The 15,972-nt window shown below is 70.3% G+C and carries 16 protein-coding genes; 6 read left to right on the top strand and 10 right to left on the bottom strand.

All coding sequences use genetic code 11. The features are described from left to right. Positions 1-116: 116 nt before the first annotated feature. Positions 117-665, bottom strand: a complete 549-nt coding sequence (locus ACFXI4_RS42850; RefSeq protein WP_385002631.1) for an acyl-CoA thioesterase — start codon at positions 663-665, stop codon at positions 117-119. A 119-nt stretch (positions 666-784) separates the two neighbouring features. Here ACFXI4_RS42850 and ACFXI4_RS42845 point away from each other — a divergent pair, with 119 nt between their 5' ends. Further along, entirely contained in the window at positions 785-2,074 is a 1,290-nt protein-coding gene (locus ACFXI4_RS42845; RefSeq protein ID WP_385002628.1) for an LCP family protein, read from the top strand. Positions 2,075-2,137: 63 nt separating this feature from the next. Here the strand turns inward: ACFXI4_RS42845 and ACFXI4_RS42840 are convergent, their stop codons facing one another. Next, positions 2,138-2,503 carry a four-helix bundle copper-binding protein gene (locus tag ACFXI4_RS42840; protein WP_385002626.1) on the bottom strand — a complete coding sequence of 122 codons (366 nt, stop codon included), beginning with the start codon at positions 2,501-2,503 and terminating at the stop codon, positions 2,138-2,140. A gap of 142 nt (positions 2,504-2,645) precedes the next feature. Then, positions 2,646-3,803, bottom strand: a complete 1,158-nt coding sequence (locus ACFXI4_RS42835; RefSeq protein ID WP_385002623.1) for an acyl-CoA dehydrogenase — start codon at positions 3,801-3,803, stop codon at positions 2,646-2,648. Positions 3,804-3,981: 178 nt separating this feature from the next. On the opposite strand from ACFXI4_RS42835, the gene ACFXI4_RS42830 reads away from it, so the two are divergent. Next, on the top strand, positions 3,982-5,325 hold the full coding sequence (locus ACFXI4_RS42830) for a UDP-glucose/GDP-mannose dehydrogenase family protein (protein WP_362727908.1): 1,344 nt from the start codon (positions 3,982-3,984) through the stop codon (positions 5,323-5,325). A gap of 122 nt (positions 5,326-5,447) precedes the next feature. Here the strand turns inward: ACFXI4_RS42830 and ACFXI4_RS42825 are convergent, their stop codons facing one another. Then, positions 5,448-5,954, bottom strand: coding sequence for a CGNR zinc finger domain-containing protein (locus ACFXI4_RS42825; protein WP_385002619.1), 507 nt, complete (start codon positions 5,952-5,954; stop codon positions 5,448-5,450). Between the two features lie 140 nt (positions 5,955-6,094). Here ACFXI4_RS42825 and ACFXI4_RS42820 point away from each other — a divergent pair, with 140 nt between their 5' ends. Beyond that, complete coding sequence (locus tag ACFXI4_RS42820) at positions 6,095-6,454, top strand: VOC family protein (RefSeq protein WP_362718569.1); 360 nt, start codon at positions 6,095-6,097, stop codon at positions 6,452-6,454. A 14-nt stretch (positions 6,455-6,468) separates the two neighbouring features. Beyond that, positions 6,469-6,855 carry a VOC family protein gene (locus ACFXI4_RS42815; protein ID WP_362718566.1) on the top strand — a complete coding sequence of 129 codons (387 nt, stop codon included), beginning with the start codon at positions 6,469-6,471 and terminating at the stop codon, positions 6,853-6,855. Positions 6,856-6,909: 54 nt separating this feature from the next. On the opposite strand, the gene ACFXI4_RS42810 is transcribed toward ACFXI4_RS42815, so the two are convergent. From ACFXI4_RS42810 to ACFXI4_RS42795, 4 genes are all read right to left on the bottom strand, one after another. Beyond that, a complete protein-coding gene (locus ACFXI4_RS42810; RefSeq protein ID WP_385002615.1) occupies positions 6,910-8,004 on the bottom strand; it encodes a dipeptidase in 1,095 nt (364 codons plus the stop codon). Between the two features lie 156 nt (positions 8,005-8,160). Further along, entirely contained in the window at positions 8,161-9,339 is a 1,179-nt protein-coding gene (locus tag ACFXI4_RS42805; RefSeq protein WP_385002612.1) for a dipeptidase, read from the bottom strand. Positions 9,340-9,360: 21 nt separating this feature from the next. Next, positions 9,361-9,885, bottom strand: a complete 525-nt coding sequence (gene purE / locus ACFXI4_RS42800) for a 5-(carboxyamino)imidazole ribonucleotide mutase (protein ID WP_385002609.1) — start codon at positions 9,883-9,885, stop codon at positions 9,361-9,363. Beyond that, positions 9,882-11,021 carry a 5-(carboxyamino)imidazole ribonucleotide synthase gene (locus ACFXI4_RS42795; protein WP_385002606.1) on the bottom strand — a complete coding sequence of 380 codons (1,140 nt, stop codon included), beginning with the start codon at positions 11,019-11,021 and terminating at the stop codon, positions 9,882-9,884. The genes purE and ACFXI4_RS42795 overlap by 4 nt, the downstream gene beginning before the upstream one ends. 206 nt (positions 11,022-11,227) lie before the next feature. On the opposite strand from ACFXI4_RS42795, the gene ACFXI4_RS42790 reads away from it, so the two are divergent. Further along, positions 11,228-11,737, top strand: a complete 510-nt coding sequence (locus ACFXI4_RS42790; RefSeq protein WP_362718552.1) for a GtrA family protein — start codon at positions 11,228-11,230, stop codon at positions 11,735-11,737. A gap of 15 nt (positions 11,738-11,752) precedes the next feature. On the opposite strand, the gene ACFXI4_RS42785 is transcribed toward ACFXI4_RS42790, so the two are convergent. Together ACFXI4_RS42785 and ACFXI4_RS42780 are read right to left on the bottom strand one after the other, a co-directional pair. Continuing rightward, complete coding sequence (locus ACFXI4_RS42785) at positions 11,753-13,027, bottom strand: ATP-binding protein (RefSeq protein WP_362718549.1); 1,275 nt, start codon at positions 13,025-13,027, stop codon at positions 11,753-11,755. A 151-nt stretch (positions 13,028-13,178) separates the two neighbouring features. Beyond that, complete coding sequence (locus ACFXI4_RS42780) at positions 13,179-13,856, bottom strand: response regulator transcription factor (protein ID WP_007382513.1); 678 nt, start codon at positions 13,854-13,856, stop codon at positions 13,179-13,181. Between the two features lie 494 nt (positions 13,857-14,350). Here ACFXI4_RS42780 and ACFXI4_RS42775 point away from each other — a divergent pair, with 494 nt between their 5' ends. Further along, positions 14,351-15,847, top strand: a complete 1,497-nt coding sequence (locus ACFXI4_RS42775; RefSeq protein WP_385002601.1) for an oligopeptide:H+ symporter — start codon at positions 14,351-14,353, stop codon at positions 15,845-15,847. Positions 15,848-15,972: the final 125 nt, after the last annotated feature.

Here is a 15,972-nt window from a genome sequence, read left to right as displayed (position 1 = left end):
GCAGTTCCCCGCGCCCCTGAGAAGCAGGGCGCTGCACGAGCGCCCCAGAAAGGCGCGGGGAACTGCGCGACAAGCCCCCACCGGCCCACGGCCGACCGGGCACGGGCCGACAGGCCCTAGTCCTCGAAGCCCTCCGCGATACTGCGTTCGCGCAGCTCGCGTATCTCGCGTCGTCTCGCCAGGCGGTGCGTCCGGCGGATCTGGGCCTCCTGGTAGCGGCGCCGGTCCCGGTCGGTCTCCGGAACCACCGGCGGTACCCGGCGGGGCTTGCCGTCGGCGTCGACCGCCGCGAAGACCAGGTAGGCCGAGCCGACCTGGGTGGCGGGGTTCGACTCGTTCCAGCGCTCGGCGAGAACCCGCACGCCGACCTCCATGGACGTCCGGCCGGTCCAGTTGACCTGCGCCTTGACATGGACCAGGTCGCCGACCCGGACCGGCTCCAGGAACGCCATCTCGTCCATGGACGCGGTGACGGCGGGACCGCCCGAGTGGCGCCCGGCGACCGCGCCCGCCGCGTCGTCGACGAGTTTCATGATCACGCCGCCGTGCACCGTGCCGAGGAGGTTGGTGTCGTTGTGGGTCATGATGTGGCTCAGCGTGGTCCGGGACGCGGACGTCGGCTTGCCGGGAATATCGGACTCCGCCTCGGGGGCCTGGTCTGTCATGCCCCCTACCTTATGCCGAAGTGACAATCACGGAATTTGTGTCGGGTTGGCAACAGCGGTGCCCTGATTTCCCGACGACCCTTGTAAGAGGTACAGGCGCTGCCTGCACACTGGGGCCCATGAGCGAATGGCCCGAGGGACGGTCGAACGACAACCGCGGCAACCGGTACGGACGCGGTAGCGCAAGCGCGCAGCCTGAGGGCGCCCGCGTGATGCGCCAGGTACGACGCGGGGAGCCGTCGGCGCCGCCGTACGGCGCGCCGCAGCAGGGGGGCGGCGGCTACGCCGGCGTCCCGCAGCAGCCGGCGTACGGCAACGGGTACGACGACGGCTCCGGGTACGACAGCGGCTACAACACCGGCCAGGTCTACGGCGGCGGCCCCGGGGGCGGGGGACCCGGCGGCACTCCTGAGCGCGGCCCGCGTCCGGCTCCGAACTGGCGCAAGAGGATCAAGTGGACCGCGATCGTCGTGGTGAGCGTGCTGATCGTCACATCCGTCGCGACCTACTTCTGGGCCGACTCCAAGCTGCACCGGGACGTCGACCTGTCGAAGGTCATCGACCGTCCCTCCGCCGGTGAGGGCACCAACTACCTGATCGTCGGTTCCGACAGCCGCAAGGGCATGTCGGACGAGGAGAAGAAGAAGCTGCACACGGGGTCGGCCGAGGGCCAGCGCACGGACTCGATGATGATCCTGCACGTCGGTGACAACGGCGACACACTGATCTCCCTCCCCCGTGACTCGGACGTGGAGATCCCCTCGTACCAGGGGTCCACGTCCGGCAAGGTCTACCAGGGCACCGGCCGGCACACGAAGCTGAACGCGGCCTACGCCGAGGACGGCCCGACCCTGCTCGTGCGCACGGTCGAGTTCAACACCGGGCTGCACATCGACCACTACGTGGAGATCGGCTTCGCCGGCTTCGCGGACATCGTGGACGCGGTCGGCGGGGTCACGATAGACATCGACAAGGGCTTCACGGACAAGTACTCGGGCGCCGACTTCAAGGCGGGCAAGCAGACCCTGAACGGCGAGGAGGCCCTCGCCTTCGTCCGCACCCGGCACGCCTTCGCCGCGTCCGACCTCCAGCGCACGAAGAACCAGCAGAAGTTCCTGGCGGCGCTGGCCCACCAGGTGGCGACCCCCTCGACGATCCTGAACCCCTTCAAGCTCTACCCCACCCTCGGCGCGGGCCTGGACTCCCTCACCGTCGACAAGGACATGAGCCTGTGGGACCTGGCGTCGATGTTCTTCGCGATGAAGGACGTCAACGGCGGCGACGGCACCTCGATGAACATGCCGGTCTCCGGCTCCACGGGCGGCAACCTCGTCTGGGACAAGGCCAAGGTCAAGACCCTGGTCGACGAGTTGAAGAACGACCAGAAGGTCACCGTCACCGACAACTGAGACGGGTCGTACACGGTTCGGGGGCACCCTGCGGGGCGCCCCCGACGCCGTTTCAGCGGGGTGTCACATGGACGCGCCCGCCATCGAGCGGCACATCTCGGCGCAGTTGCGACACGCGTCGGCGCAGCGCTTCATCTGCGGGTCGTCCGGCATGGACATACACGCCTCGGCGCACATGTCGCAGGCCTTGGCGCACATGGCGCACATCTCGGCGGACAGCGGCGAGCGCCGCATCATCATGTCGGCGCACATCCGGGTCATCTCGGAGCAGTCCATCAGCGCGCGCATGATGCGCATGTGCGCCTGGCCGCCGTCCATGGACATGCAGGAGCTCATGGTCTCCTCGCACATCGTGTGCGTGGCCATGCACGTGTTGACGCACTCCTGCATCTGCTTGCTCATGGCCGTCATGGGTCCGGTCTGGGTCATGGCTCCTCCAGGGGAGAGAGGGAAGGGCCCGGGGCAGGCCCCGTTCGTCTTCCTTCTAAGCCCGACCGATCGGTAGCGCCATTCGGCGACAGCACGGGAAAAGGCGCCCCGAAGGACGCCTTTCCGGTGGTTTCCCCGCGGGTTACGGCAGGTTCCGGGCCATCACGATCCGCTGGACCTGGTTGGTGCCCTCGTAGATCTGGGTGATCTTGGCGTCGCGCATCATGCGTTCGACCGGGTAGTCGCGGGTGTAGCCGTAGCCGCCGAGGAGCTGGACGGCGTCCGTGGTGACCTCCATGGCGGTGTCGGAGGCGAAGCACTTGGCCGCCGCGCCCTGGAAGGTGAGGTCGGAGTCGCCGCGCTCGGAGGCGGCCGCGGCCTGGTAGGTGAGGGCGCGGGCGGCGGCGATCTTCATGGCCATGTCGGCGAGCATGAACTGGATGCCCTGGAAGTCGCCGATCGGCTTGCCGAACTGCTTGCGCTCCTGGACGTAGCCCTTGGCGTAGTCCAGCGCGCCCTGGGCGACACCGAGGGCCTGGGCGGCGATGGTGATGCGGGTGTGGTCCAGGGTCTTCATCGCCGTGGCGAAGCCGGTGCCCTCGGCGCCGATCATGCGGTCGGCCGGGATGCGCACGTTGTCGAAGTAGACCTCACGGGTCGGCGAGCCCTTGATGCCGAGCTTCTTCTCCGGGGCGCCGAAGGAGACTCCCTCGTCCGACTTCTCGACCACGAAGGCGGAGATGCCCTTGGAGCGCTTGTCGGGGTCGGTCACGGCCATCACCGTGTAGTACTCGCTGACACCGGCGTTGGTGATCCAGCGCTTCACGCCGTTGAGCACGTAGTGGTCGCCGTCGCGGACCGCCTTCGTCTTCATGCCGGCCGCGTCGGAGCCCGCCTCCGGCTCGGAGAGGGCGTACGAGAACATCGCGTCGCCCTTGGCGAGCGGTGCCAGGTACCTCTTCTTGAGGTCCTCGGAGCCGGAGAGGATCACCGGGAGCGAGCCCAGCTTGTTCACGGCGGGGATGAGGGAGGAGGAGACGCAGGCGCGGGCCACCTCCTCGATCACGATGACCGTGGCGAGCGCGTCGGCGCCGGAGCCGCCGTACTCCTCGGGAACGTGCACGGCGTGCAGGTCGTTGGCGACCAGCGCCTCGAGCGCCTCCTGCGGGAAGCGGGCCTCCTCGTCGACCGCGGCCGCGTACGGGGCGATCTTCGCCTCGACCAGCGCGCGGACGACGTCGCGGAGCATGTCGTGCTCCTCGGACGGGCGGTACAGGTCGAAGTCAGCCGATCCGGCCAAGGTCTCTCACTCCAGACGCAGTGGTGCTGACGCTAATTACTGTCAAGTAACCCAAAGTTTAGGGCGCGGCCCGCACAACGGTGACGTGAGGTACGCGACAGCGGGAAAGTTGCCCGCAGGAGGGCCCGGTTATGCTCGGCCCCGCAGCAGCACCAACGTCCCCGAGCTGGAGCATTCCATGAGCCTCAAGATCACTGTGATCGGCACCGGTTATCTCGGCGCCACGCATGCCGCGGCCATGGCGGAGCTCGGCTTCGAGGTCCTCGGTCTCGACGTCGTACCCGAGAAGATCGCCATGCTGGAGCGTGGCGAGACCCCGATGTACGAGCCGGGCCTGGACGACCTGCTGCGCCGGCACGTGGCGGGCTTCGAGGGCTCCAGCGGGCGGCTGCGCTTCACCACCGACTGGGCCGAGGTGGGCGCCTTCGGTGACGTCCACTTCGTCTGTGTGAACACCCCGCAGAAGCACGGCGAGTACGCCTGCGACATGTCGTACGTCGACTCCGCGATCGCGTCGCTGGCCCCGCATCTCACCCGGCCCGCGCTGGTGGTCGGCAAGTCGACCGTGCCGGTCGGTTCGGCGGAGCGGCTCGCCGCCTACCTCGCCGAGAACGCGCCGGCGGGCGCCGAGGCCGAGCTCGCCTGGAACCCGGAGTTCCTGCGGGAGGGCTTCGCCGTCCAGGACACCCTGCACCCCGACCGGATCGTGGTCGGCGTGCGCGGCGAGCGCGCCGAGAAGCTGCTGCGCGAGGTGTACGCGACCCCGGTGGGCGAGGGCACGCCGTTCGTGGTCACCGACTTCCCGACGGCCGAGCTGGTGAAGACGTCCGCGAACTCCTTCCTCGCCACCAAGATCTCCTTCATCAACGCCATGGCCGAGGTGTGCGAGGCGGCGGGCGGCGACGTGGCCAGGCTGGCCGAGGCGATCGGGCACGACGACCGGATCGGGAAGAAGTTCCTGCGCGCCGGGATCGGGTTCGGTGGCGGCTGCCTGCCCAAGGACATCCGCGCCTTCATGGCCCGCGCGGGCGAGCTGGGCGCCGACCAGGCGCTGACCTTCCTGCGCGAGATCGACTCCATCAACATGCGGCGCCGGGGGCAGATGGTCGAGATGGCCCGGGAGGCGCTGGGCGGCGGGTCGTTCCTCGGGAAGCGGGTCGCGGTGCTCGGCGCCACGTTCAAGCCGGACTCGGACGACGTACGGGACTCGCCGGCGCTGAACGTGGCCGGGCAGATCCATCTGCAGGGCGGGCAGGTGACCGTTTACGACCCGAAGGGGATGGACAACGCCCGGCGGCTGTTCCCGACGCTGGGCTACGCCGGCAGCGCCGAGGAGTGTGCGCGGGGGGCCGATGTGGTGCTGCACCTCACCGAGTGGCGGGAGTTCCGGGAGCTGGATCCCGCCGCGCTGGGCGCGGTGGCCTCGGCGAAGGTGATCCTCGACGGGCGCAACGCGCTGGAGCCGGAGGTCTGGCGGCGGGCGGGCTGGACGTACCGTGCGATGGGGCGTCCGACCGCCTAGTCCCGTACGGGGGTGCTCGGATCAGGGCGACACCGGTTCGGCCGAGGCTCAGTCGGCCGAACCGGTGTCTTGTCGCATTCTGCACCACGCGGCACAGGCGCGGCCGACGAACCGCCTGGGCCTTACCTGTCCTTGGCCCGGTACCGGCGCATCTTGGCGCGCGCCCCGCACACCCGCATCGAGCACCAGCGGCCGCGGCCGGCCGGACTGCGGTCGTAGTAGGCCCAGTGGCAGGTGTCGGCCTCGCAGGCCTTGAGGCGGGTCCAGGTGCCCTCGACCAGCGCACCGGCGACGGCGGCCGCGACCCGCGAGACCAGGGGGCCCGCGTCGGCGGGGGCCAGGGTGGCCGAGCCGTCGGCGGGGTCCACGGCCACGCGGAGGGGGGCGTCGGCCAGCAGTTCGCCCAGTGGGGTCACCGCGCGGTGCGGCGGGTGGCCGGCGTGGGCGAGGAGCGTGGCGCGCAGCGATTCGCGCAGGGCGCGCGCGGGTGGCAGTTCGGCCTCCGTGATGCCGAGGCGTTCCCTGCCGTCCGGCGTGTCGAGCGCGTCGGCGCCCGACTCGATGTCCAGCGTGTTCACCAGGGCCTCGACCAGGGTCAGGCCGCCCGGCGCGGGCGATCTCTCGCTCATCCCTGCCAGCTACCTCCGAATTCCCTTGCGAGGTTACCTCCACTGCGGGAGCATGCGGTAACGGTGACCGGTTACCCGGCTCTACAGGTAACCAGTAACTCGAACACACACGGACACACTCGGACTTCGAGGAGGAAGTCATGGCTCTCGCCAAGCTCGGTGCCGTCGTCCTGGACTGCCCTGACCCGTCCGCGCTCGCCGGTTTCTACGCCGGCGTGCTGGGCGGCAGCGTCGAGGGGGACGAGGAGTGGGTGGACCTGACGGTGCCCGGCGGACGGGTGCTGGCCTTCCAGCGGGCGCCCGGTTTCGTGGCGCCGAAGTGGCCCGCGCCCGACGACTCCCAGCAGTTCCACCTGGACCTGGTGGTGGACGACCTGGACGCGGCCGAGAAGGGGGTCCTGGAGCTGGGCGCGAAGCCGCTGGACGCGGCGGACCGGGAGCGGACCTTCCGGGTGTACGCCGACCCGGCTGGGCACCCGTTCTGTCTCTGCGCCTGCTGACCCGGGGAGGACCCATGGCGATCGTCGCCCGACTGCGCAACGTAGTGATCGACTGTCCCGACCCGCTCGCACTGGCCCGCTTCTACGCCGCCGTGGCCGGGGGCACCCCGGTGGCGGAGGACGACGAGTGGGTCGTCCTGCAGGTACCGCAAGGACCGCGGCTGGGCTTCCAGCGGGTGGCGGGGTACACGCCGCCCGAGTGGCCGCGGGCGGACCGCAACCCGCAGCAGCTCCATCTCGACTTCGACGCGGGGGCGACCTGGGAGGAGGTCGACGCGGCCCACGAGAAGGTGCTGGCGCTGGGGGCGCGACCGCTGGACCTGGAGGACCGGGAGAAGAAGGACTTCCAGGTGTACGCCGATCCGGCGGGTCACCCCTTCTGTCTGTGCCGGATCCCCTGATCACGTCCTGTGCTGACGTCCTGTGCTCACGTCGTGCGGACCGGCCGGGCGGGGTCACATCTCCGGCTCGGCCGGTCTGCCCGGGACCGGCTCGCGGCGGCGTTGGGCCGCGCGGGCGGTGAAGTCGGCGCTGCGCAGGACGCGCTGGACGTTCCCCCAGGTCAGCAGGGACAGCTCGGTCTCGGACCAGCTTCGCCTGAGCAGTTCGGCGATCAGGTGCGGGTAGCGGGAGGGGTCGGCGAGGTCGCGGGGGTGGGCGGCGCCGGAGTCGTAACTGCCGGACAGCGCGACGCACTCGGGGCCGGCCACGATCCGCACGTGGTCGAGATGGTCGGCGACGTCAGGCACGGTCGGCCCGGACTGCTCGGCGGCCAGCGGCACCATGCACAGCCCCCGCTGCTCGCCGAGCTGGGCCAGCAGCGCGTCGGAGAGGTTGGCGGGGTGCGGGCGCACGGAGGCCGCGCCGGAGCGGGTGCACACGACCGGCGTCTTGGACAGGGCGAGCACCCGGGCGAGGACGCTCTCGGGGGCGCCGGACAGGTCGGCGAGCACGCCGAGCCGGTTCATCTCACGGATCACCTCCTCGCCGAACCGGGTCAGCCCCTCCCGGTCCGCCCAGTCGGCGCCGGCCAGCGAGAGGACCCGCAGGCCGAGGGAGTTCAGGACACGCAGGATGCCGAGGGAGCCGTCGACGGCGGCGGCGGAGGCGGGGCCGAGCACCACGGCGACCCGGCCGCAGTTGCGGGCGTCGATGATCTGCCCGGCGGTGCGCACCAGCCGGAGCCCCTCCGGATGCCTCTCGACCACCCGGCGCACCAGGTCCAGCCGTTCCAGCGTGGCCCCCACGGCCCGGTCGCGGTGCTCCGAATCCGGCTGGTCCAGCGACCAGAACAGCGCGCCCACGTGCCCCTCGCGCAGCCGGGGCACGTCCGTGTCCACGGCGGCCTCGCCCAGCTCCAGGTCGTACCAGGGCAGCGGTCCCAGCGCCCGCGAAAGCCCGCTGTAGCCGTCCGCGACCGGGTACGCGTCCAGCAGGACGTGGGCCTGTGCCAGGAACTCGGTGTCGGACACCACGGGGAACGGGTCGTACGGGAGGCTGTCGTCCTCGCCGACCTCGGTCGTGGTGGGAACGTCGTGGAGGTCGGCCATTTGCGGGCTCCGTACGTCGTCGTGAGCTACGTCGTGATGGGGCTGTAGCCCACCGTCGCACGGCCGACCGGGAGGGTTCCTGGTGGACGGGGCGTTCGGGGGTACGACCGGGGGCGGGGCGGCCGGTACAGCGGTCCGCCCCGCCCCCGGGTCCCGTCAGCCGTCCAGTTCGGCGATCGTCGCGTTCGACGGCCCCCGGGTGCCCTGGAGGTCCCGGGCCACGTCCTCCGCCGCGCCCAGCACGCGGACCGCGTTCTGCCAGGTGAGCTTGGCCAGGTCGGCACGGGACCAGCCGCGGTCGAGGAGTTCGGCGATCAGGTTCGGGTAGCCGGAGACGTCGTTCAGGCCGTCGGGGGTGAAGGCGGTGCCGTCGTAGTCGCCGCCGATGCCGATGTGGTCGACGCCGGCGGTCTCGCGCATGTGGTCGAGGTGGTCGGCGACCGTGGCGGTCGTCGCGACGGGGCGGGGGTGGCTCTCCTCGAAGGCCCGGTGGATCTTCATCGCGTCCTCGCCGGTGTCGAGGTGGTGGAAGCCGTGCGCGCGCATGTTGTCGTCGGCCGCCGCCGTCCAGTCGACCGCCGCCTGGAGCACGAACTTCGGTACGAACGTCACCATGGCCACACCGCCGTTGCCGGCGAGGCGTTCGAGGACGTCGTCCGGGATGTTGCGCGGGTGGTCGCAGACGGCCCGGGCGGAGGAGTGCGAGAAGATCACCGGCGCGGCGGTGGTGTCCAGGGCGGCGCGCATGGTCGTCGGGGCGACATGGGAGAGGTCCACCAGCATGCCCAGGCGGTTCATCTCCCGGACCACCTCGCGGCCGAACGCGGACAGGCCGCCGACCCTGGGCTCGTCGGTCGCCGAGTCCGCCCAGTCGTTGTTGTCGTTGTGGGTGAGCGTCATGTAGCGCACGCCCAGCTCGTACAGACCGCGCAGGGTGCCCAGCGAGTTGTCGATGGAGTGGCCGCCCTCCGCACCCATGAGGGAGGCGATCCGGCCCTCGGCGCGGGCCGCCTCCATGTCGGCGGCGGTCAGCGCGGCCCGCAGGTCCGCCGGGTAACGGGCGATCAGCTGCCGTACGCAGTCGATCTGTTCCAGTGTCGCCGGGACCGCGCCGGGCAGGTCCGAGCGCACGTACACCGACCAGAACTGGGCGCCCACCCCGCCCTCGCGCAGGCGCGGGATGTCGGTGTGCAGGTGCGCGTTCTGGTGCGTGGCGATGTCACGGGAGCCGAGGTCGTAGCGGACCTGCTCGCGCAGTGCGTACGGCAGGTCGTTGTGCCCGTCGACCACCGGAAACTCGCGCAGCAGGGACCGGGCTTCGTCGGATGAGGTCATTGCGTATTGCTTCCCGGAGTCCTACTTGCCGAAGCCGAAGCCGTTTGAGCCGCCGTCGACCTTGGCCCGCAGGCGCTTGCCCTTCTCGGCCGCCTGGTCGTTGAGCTCCTGCTGGAAGTCCCGCATCCGGGCCAGCAGGTCCTCGTCGTGCGTGGCCAGGATACGGGCGGCCAGCAGGCCCGCGTTCCGGGCGCCGGCGACCGAGACCGTGGCGACCGGGACACCGGCCGGCATCTGCACGATCGACAGCAGGCTGTCCATGCCGTCGAGGTACTTCAGCGGGACCGGGACGCCGATGACCGGCAGGGGGGTGACGGAGGCGAGCATGCCCGGGAGGTGGGCCGCCCCCCCGGCACCCGCGATGATCACCTTCAGCCCGCGCTCCGCCGCCTGCTCGCCGTAGGTCACCATCTCGCGCGGCATGCGGTGCGCGGAGACGACGTCGACCTCGTACCCGATCTCGAACTCGTCCAGGGCCTTGGCTGCGGCCTCCATGACGGGCCAGTCGGAGTCGGAACCCATGACGATGCCAACAACGGGGCTCATTCGGTGATCGTGCCTCTCAGGTAGCCGGCAGCGTGACGTGCGCGTTCGAGAACGTCGTCCAGGTCGTCGCCGTAGGTGTTGACGTGACCGACCTTGCGGCCGGGCTTCACGTCCTTGCCGTACATGTGGATCTTCAGTCTGGGGTCGCGGGCCATGCAGTGCAGGTACGCGGAGTACATGTCGGGGTAGTCGCCGCCGAGGACGTTGACCATGACCGTCCACTTCGCGCGCGGGCGCGGGTCGCCCAGCGGCAGGTCCAGGACCGCGCGGACGTGGTTGGCGAACTGGCTGGTGATCGCGCCGTCCTGGGTCCAGTGGCCGGAGTTGTGCGGGCGCATCGCCAGCTCGTTGACGAGGACGCGGCCGTCGCGGGTCTGGAACAGCTCGACGGCCAGGTGGCCGACCACGCCCAGTTCCTTGGCGATCCGCAGCGCCATCTCCTCGGCCCGCAGGGCGAGCGCCTCGTCCAGGTCGGGGGCGGGCGCGATCACCGTGTCGCAGACGCCGTTCACCTGCCGGGACTCGACCACCGGGTAGGCGACGGCCTGGCCGTGCGGGGAGCGTACGACGTTGGCGGCGAGTTCGCGGACGTAGTCGACCTTCTCCTCGGCGAGGACGGGCACGCCGGCCCGGAACGGGTCGGAGGCCTCCTCCGCCGTCTCCACGACCCACACGCCCTTGCCGTCGTATCCGCCGCGGACCGTCTTGAGGACCACGGGGAAGCCGTCGCCCTCGGCCGCGAACCGGACCACGTCCTCCGGGTCGGCCACGATCCGGTGGCGCGGGCAGGGGATGCCGAGCGCGTCGAGCCTCGCCCGCATCACGCCCTTGTCCTGGGCGTGCACGAGAGCGTCGGGGCCGGGGCGCACGGGGATGCCGTCCGCCTCCAGGGCCCGCAGGTGCTCCGTGGGCACGTGCTCGTGGTCGAAGGTGATCACGTCGCAGCCGCGCGCGAACGCGCGCAGTGTCTCCAGGTCGCGGTAGTCGCCGATGACGACATCGCTCACCACCTGGGCCGCGGAATCCTGAGGAGTGTCACTGAGGAGCTTGAACCTGATGCCCAACGGGATGCCCGCTTCGTGCGTCATACGCGCGAGCTGGCCCCCGCCGACCATGCCGACTACCGGGAACGTCACACCCCCAGGGTATCGGCCGCGCCACGGTGGCCGGTTTCCCCGCCCGCCACCAGGACTCTTACCGACCGTTTCGTCGCTTCTTGCCCCGCTTTTCCGGGCTTCTTTCCAAGCCGTTCCCGACCTGTGCCGTCATCCACGGGCGTGGGACATACTGGCTCGTTAGAGTGGCTGGGTCGCAATATCTACGGACGGGAGCCCGCACAACCATGGAACGTGGTTCCTCGGGGCTGCAACGGCTCGTACGCGAGGTCGCCAAATTCGGCGCCGTCGGCGGCGCCGGCATTCTCGTCAATCTCGGCGTCTTCAACCTGGTCCGGCATCTCACCGAGCTTCCGGTGGTACGGGCGAGCGTGATAGCGACCGTCGTCGCCATTGTCTTCAACTACCTGGGCTTCCGCTACTGGACGTACCGGGACCGTGACAAGGGCGGCCGCACCAAGGAACTCACCCTGTTCCTGCTGTTCAGCGCGGTGGGCCTGGTGATCGAGAACGGTCTGCTGTACCTGGCGACCTACGGCTTCGGCTGGGACAGCCCGCTGCAGAGCAACGTCTTCAAGTTCGTCGGCATCGGCGTGGCCACGCTGTTCCGCTTCTGGTCGTACCGCACCTGGGTGTTCAAGGCGCTGCCGGCCCGGGAGACGGTCGCCGACGCGGAGGCGATCCTGGAGCGGGCCGCCGACTCCCCGGAGCCCAAGCCCAGGCAGCGGGTCTTCTGACCCCTGCTGGACCCCCTAACGGACCGTCGGCAGGTCCTCGTCCGCCGGCTTGTGCGCGGGCGGTGTGCGGGACAGGAACAGACCGAACACCGGCGGCTGGGCCTGGAGCAGTTCCAGACGGCCGCCGTCCGCCTCCGCGAGGTCACGGGCTACGGCCAGGCCGATCCCGGTGGAGTTGCGGCCGCTGATCGTCCGCTCGAAGATCCGGTTGCCGAGGTCGGCGGGCACCCCGGCCCCCTCGTCGGTCACCTCCACGACCGCCTGGTTGCCTGTGACCCGGGTGCGCAGGGCGACCGTGCCGCCGCCGTGCATCAGCGAGTTCTCGATCAGCGCGGCGAGCACCTGCGCGACCGCGCCGGGGGTGCCCACCGCCCGCAGATGCCGCTTGCCCGAGCTGACGATCGCCCGGCCGGAGCTGCGGTAGGCGGGCCGCCACTCGGCGAGCTGCTGCTGGATGACCTCGTCCAGGTCGAAGGTGACGGCCGAGCCGGTACGCGGGTCACGGGAGTTCGTCAGCAGCCGTTCCACGACGTCGGTCAACCGCTCCACCTGCGTCAACGCGACATTCGCCTCCTCCTTCACGATGTCCGGGTCATCGGTGAGGGTGATCTCCTCAAGGCGCATGGACAGGGCGGTGAGGGGCGTGCGCAGCTGGTGGGAGGCGTCCGCGGCCAGCCGCCGCTCGGCGGTGAGCATCCGCCCGATCCGCTCGGCGGAGGAGTCCAGCACGTCGGCGACCCGGTCCAGCTCCGGGACGCCATACCGCTTGTGCCGCGGGCGCGGGTCGCCGGATCCCAGCCGTTCGGCGGTCTCGGCGAGGTCGGTGAGCGGGGAGGCGAGCCGGTTGGCCTGGCGGATGGCCAGCAGCACGGCGGCGATCACGGCGAGCAGCGCGACGGCCCCGATGATCAGCAGCGTACGGCCGACCTCGCGGGTCACCGTGGACCGCGGCTCCTGGACGGTGACCGTCTCGCCCTCCTCACCGTCGGCGGTGTAGTGGATGACGTCGCCCTCGGGCCTGGCCCCGAGCTCGATCGGCGCCTTGCCCGGGATGCGGATGACGGCGTACTGGTCCTTGCCGACCTGGCTGTGCAGTATCTCGGCGGTGACGTCCTCGTCCCCGAGGATGCGGCTGTCGACGATGCTGGCGAGCCGGAGCGCCTCGGAGTCGACGCGCTCCTGGGCGCTGTTGCTGATGGTCCGCGACTCGACGATGACGAGAGACACGCCGAAGACGGCGATGACGACCAGCACGACGGCGAGGGTGGACTGGATCAGACGACGACGCACGGCACTCTCCGGGAAACGGCCACGTCAGCGCCCCGAAAGGGGCGCGGGGTGCAAACATGTGCGGCTCCGCCGCGTGTGCGCGACCGGCCCGCCGTGACGGTCGGTCGCGCACACCGCACCAGCCGGCCACGGCGCAACGCTCGTAGCCGACCTAGCTCTTCTCGAAACGGAACCCGACACCACGCACCGTAGCGATGTACCGCGGGTTCGCCGCGTCGTCGCCGAGCTTCTTGCGCAGCCACGAGATGTGCATGTCGAGCGTCTTCGTCGACGACCACCACGTCGTGTCCCAGACCTCGCGCATCAACTGGTCACGGGTGACCACTCGCCCGGCGTCCCGTACCAGCACCCGCAGCAGGTCGAACTCCTTCGCGGTGAGCTGGAGTTCCTCGTCCCCCATCCAGGCCCGGTGCGACTCGACGTCGATCCGCACCCCGTGCGTGGCCGGCGGCTGCGCGGGCTCGGCGGCGCCGCGGCGGAGCAGCGCCCGCACCCGGGCGAGCAGTTCGGCGAGCCGGAAGGGCTTGGTCACGTAGTCGTCGGCACCCGCGTCCAGACCGACGACGGTGTCCACCTCGTCGGCCCGCGCGGTCAGGATGAGGATCGGTACCGCGTGGCCCTCGGCACGCAGCCGGCGCGCGACCTCCAGGCCGTCCATGCCGGGCAGCCCGAGGTCGAGCACGACCAGGTCGATGCCGCCCTGCATTCCGGCGTCGAGCGCGGTGGGTCCGTCCTCGCGCACCTCGACCTCGTAACCTTCCCGGCGCAGTGCGCGGGCCAGCGGCTCCGAAATGGACGCGTCGTCCTCGGCGAGCAGTACACGGGTCATGAGGTGATGGTAGTCCGATTACGCGCTGTGCCGGGGTGTGATGGGCGCCCGGGATTCTTACCTTGGGGCACAGTGGTACGAACCTGTGAGCGAGAGGTGAGACGGTAGGACGCGCCTTCGAAAGCGGGTGCACGGTTCCCGCGACACCTGTGATCCGTGTCTCAAGTCCTTCCATATCCGCCAGTGTCCTGACGTACAGTGACGTGAACGCCTGTAGTACACCCGGGGACCTTTGGTGGGCTTCTTGACACTGAAGGTCTCTTTTGTGTGCGGGTCGGCCCAGGCCGGCCTCGAAAGGAATGACCTCTGGCCGGGCTCCGGACGCGACACAGCGTCACGGGGCGTGGATCCCGGTGGTCGCCGTCCCCCGCTCCGTGGTCCGGGGTGGACTCCCCCTGGGCGTGGGGTGGACGGTCCGACCCGCCGGTGCCGGCCGCTCCCCCCCACGGGCGCGCACAGCCCCACCGCGCGTCCCGAGCAGCAAGGAACGACCCATGGCGTCCAGCCTGACGAAGGACTCGGTCCGACCGGGCACCCCCGGTTCCGAGAAGACCTTCTTCGGCCACCCCCGCGGACTGGCCACCCTCTTCATGACCGAGATGTGGGAGCGTTTCTCCTACTACGGCATGAAGGCCCTGCTTCCGCTGTACCTGGTCGCTCCCGGCGGCCTGCACATGACCGCGGCCACCGCGACGGCGATCTACTCGGTGTACCTGTCGCTCGTGTACCTGCTCGCGCTGCCGGGCGGGTGGTTCGCCGACCGTGTGCTCGGCCCCCGCAAGACGGTCGCCGTCGCGGGCGTGATCATCATGCTCGGCCACCTGACGCTGGCGCTGCCCGGCTCGGGGACGTTCTTCGCGGGTCTCGGTCTGGTCGCCATAGGGTCAGGCCTGCTGAAGGCCAACATCTCCACGATGGTGGGTCACCTGTACGACGGTCCGGACGACCCGCGCCGTGACGGTGGCTTCACGCTCTTCTACATCGGCATCAACGTGGGCGCCTTCGCCGCGCCGCTGGTCATCGGCACGGTCGGCGAGAACTACAACTGGCACCTGGGCTTCGCGCTGGCCGCGCTCGGCATGGCGCTGGGTCTCGCCCAGTTCCTGCTCGGCACGCGGCACCTGAGCTCGCGTTCCGACATCGTCCCGACGCCGCTGTCCGCCGCGGAGAAGAAGGCGACGCTGACGAAGGCCGGCTTCTGGGCCGCCGTCGCCGCGGTCTTCTACGTCGTCGTGGGTGTCTCCGGCGTCTACACGCTGAACTGGCTGCTGGTCCCGATCACCGTCGCCGGTCTGCTGATCCCGGTCGTCGTCATCGCCCGCATCAAGCGCGACAAGGACCTGGACCGCGCCGAGCAGTCCAAGATGAGCGCGTACATCTGGTTCTTCGTGGCCGCGGCCGTGTTCTGGATGATCTACGACCAGGGCGGCTCGACCGTCTCCCTGTTCGCCGACGCCTCCGCCAAGAACACCATCTTCGGCTGGAACTTCCCGGTCTCCTGGTACCAGTCCGTCAACCCGGTCATGATCATGGCGTTCGCGCCGGTCTTCGCCTGGGCGTGGCTGGCGATGGCGCGGCGCGGCAAGGAGCCGAGCACGGCCGTGAAGTTCGCCGGCGGCCTGGTGCTGATCGGCGCGTCGTTCTTCCTGTTCCTCGCGCCGCTGTCGATCGCGGACGGCGGTCACAAGGCCGCCGCGCTGTGGCTGGTCGGGATCTACTTCGTGCAGACCGTGGGTGAGCTGATGCTCTCTCCGGTGGGTCTGTCCGTGACGACCAAGATGGCGCCGGCGAAGTACGCGTCCCAGATGATGGGCGTGTGGTTCCTCGCGGTCACCGCGGGCGACGCGACGACCGGTCTGCTGTCCATCGCCGGGGTCGACCTCAACAAGACGGGGATCGTGGCGTTCCAGGCGGCGCTGGCGGTGCTCGCCGGTGCTGCGGTGTTCATGTACCGGAAGAAGGTCCGGGAGCTCATGGGCGACGTTCACTGATCGTCTTCTGACAGAGGGCCACCGCATTCTCCGGAATGGGGTGGCCCTCTCGTGTTCCGGCTGCCCGCCGGACGTGGCTGGTCGCGCCCACGCGGCGGAGCCGCATATCAATGCAGCCCGGCGCC

The organism is Streptomyces sp. NPDC059224, assembly GCF_042754285.1.
Classification (GTDB): domain Bacteria; phylum Actinomycetota; class Actinomycetes; order Streptomycetales; family Streptomycetaceae; genus Streptomyces.
This window is presented reverse-complemented; position numbering and strand designations above follow the sequence as displayed.

Excerpts from the sequence above, each read along its gene's own strand:
- ACFXI4_RS42850 (WP_385002631.1), bottom strand. The coding sequence starts at position 665 with ATGACAGACCAGGCCCCCGAGGCGGAGTCCGATATTCCCGGCAAGCCG.
- ACFXI4_RS42845 (WP_385002628.1), top strand. The coding sequence starts at position 785 with ATGAGCGAATGGCCCGAGGGACGGTCGAACGACAACCGCGGCAACCGG.
- ACFXI4_RS42840 (WP_385002626.1), bottom strand. The coding sequence starts at position 2,503 with ATGACCCAGACCGGACCCATGACGGCCATGAGCAAGCAGATGCAGGAG.
- ACFXI4_RS42830 (WP_362727908.1), top strand. The coding sequence starts at position 3,982 with ATGAGCCTCAAGATCACTGTGATCGGCACCGGTTATCTCGGCGCCACG.
- ACFXI4_RS42825 (WP_385002619.1), bottom strand. The coding sequence starts at position 5,954 with ATGAGCGAGAGATCGCCCGCGCCGGGCGGCCTGACCCTGGTCGAGGCC.
- ACFXI4_RS42820 (WP_362718569.1), top strand. The coding sequence starts at position 6,095 with ATGGCTCTCGCCAAGCTCGGTGCCGTCGTCCTGGACTGCCCTGACCCG.
- ACFXI4_RS42815 (WP_362718566.1), top strand. The coding sequence starts at position 6,469 with ATGGCGATCGTCGCCCGACTGCGCAACGTAGTGATCGACTGTCCCGAC.
- ACFXI4_RS42810 (WP_385002615.1), bottom strand. The coding sequence starts at position 8,004 with ATGGCCGACCTCCACGACGTTCCCACCACGACCGAGGTCGGCGAGGAC.
- ACFXI4_RS42805 (WP_385002612.1), bottom strand. The coding sequence starts at position 9,339 with ATGACCTCATCCGACGAAGCCCGGTCCCTGCTGCGCGAGTTTCCGGTG.
- purE (WP_385002609.1), bottom strand. The coding sequence starts at position 9,885 with ATGAGCCCCGTTGTTGGCATCGTCATGGGTTCCGACTCCGACTGGCCC.
- ACFXI4_RS42790 (WP_362718552.1), top strand. The coding sequence starts at position 11,228 with ATGGAACGTGGTTCCTCGGGGCTGCAACGGCTCGTACGCGAGGTCGCC.
- ACFXI4_RS42780 (WP_007382513.1), bottom strand. The coding sequence starts at position 13,856 with ATGACCCGTGTACTGCTCGCCGAGGACGACGCGTCCATTTCGGAGCCG.
- ACFXI4_RS42775 (WP_385002601.1), top strand. The coding sequence starts at position 14,351 with ATGGCGTCCAGCCTGACGAAGGACTCGGTCCGACCGGGCACCCCCGGT.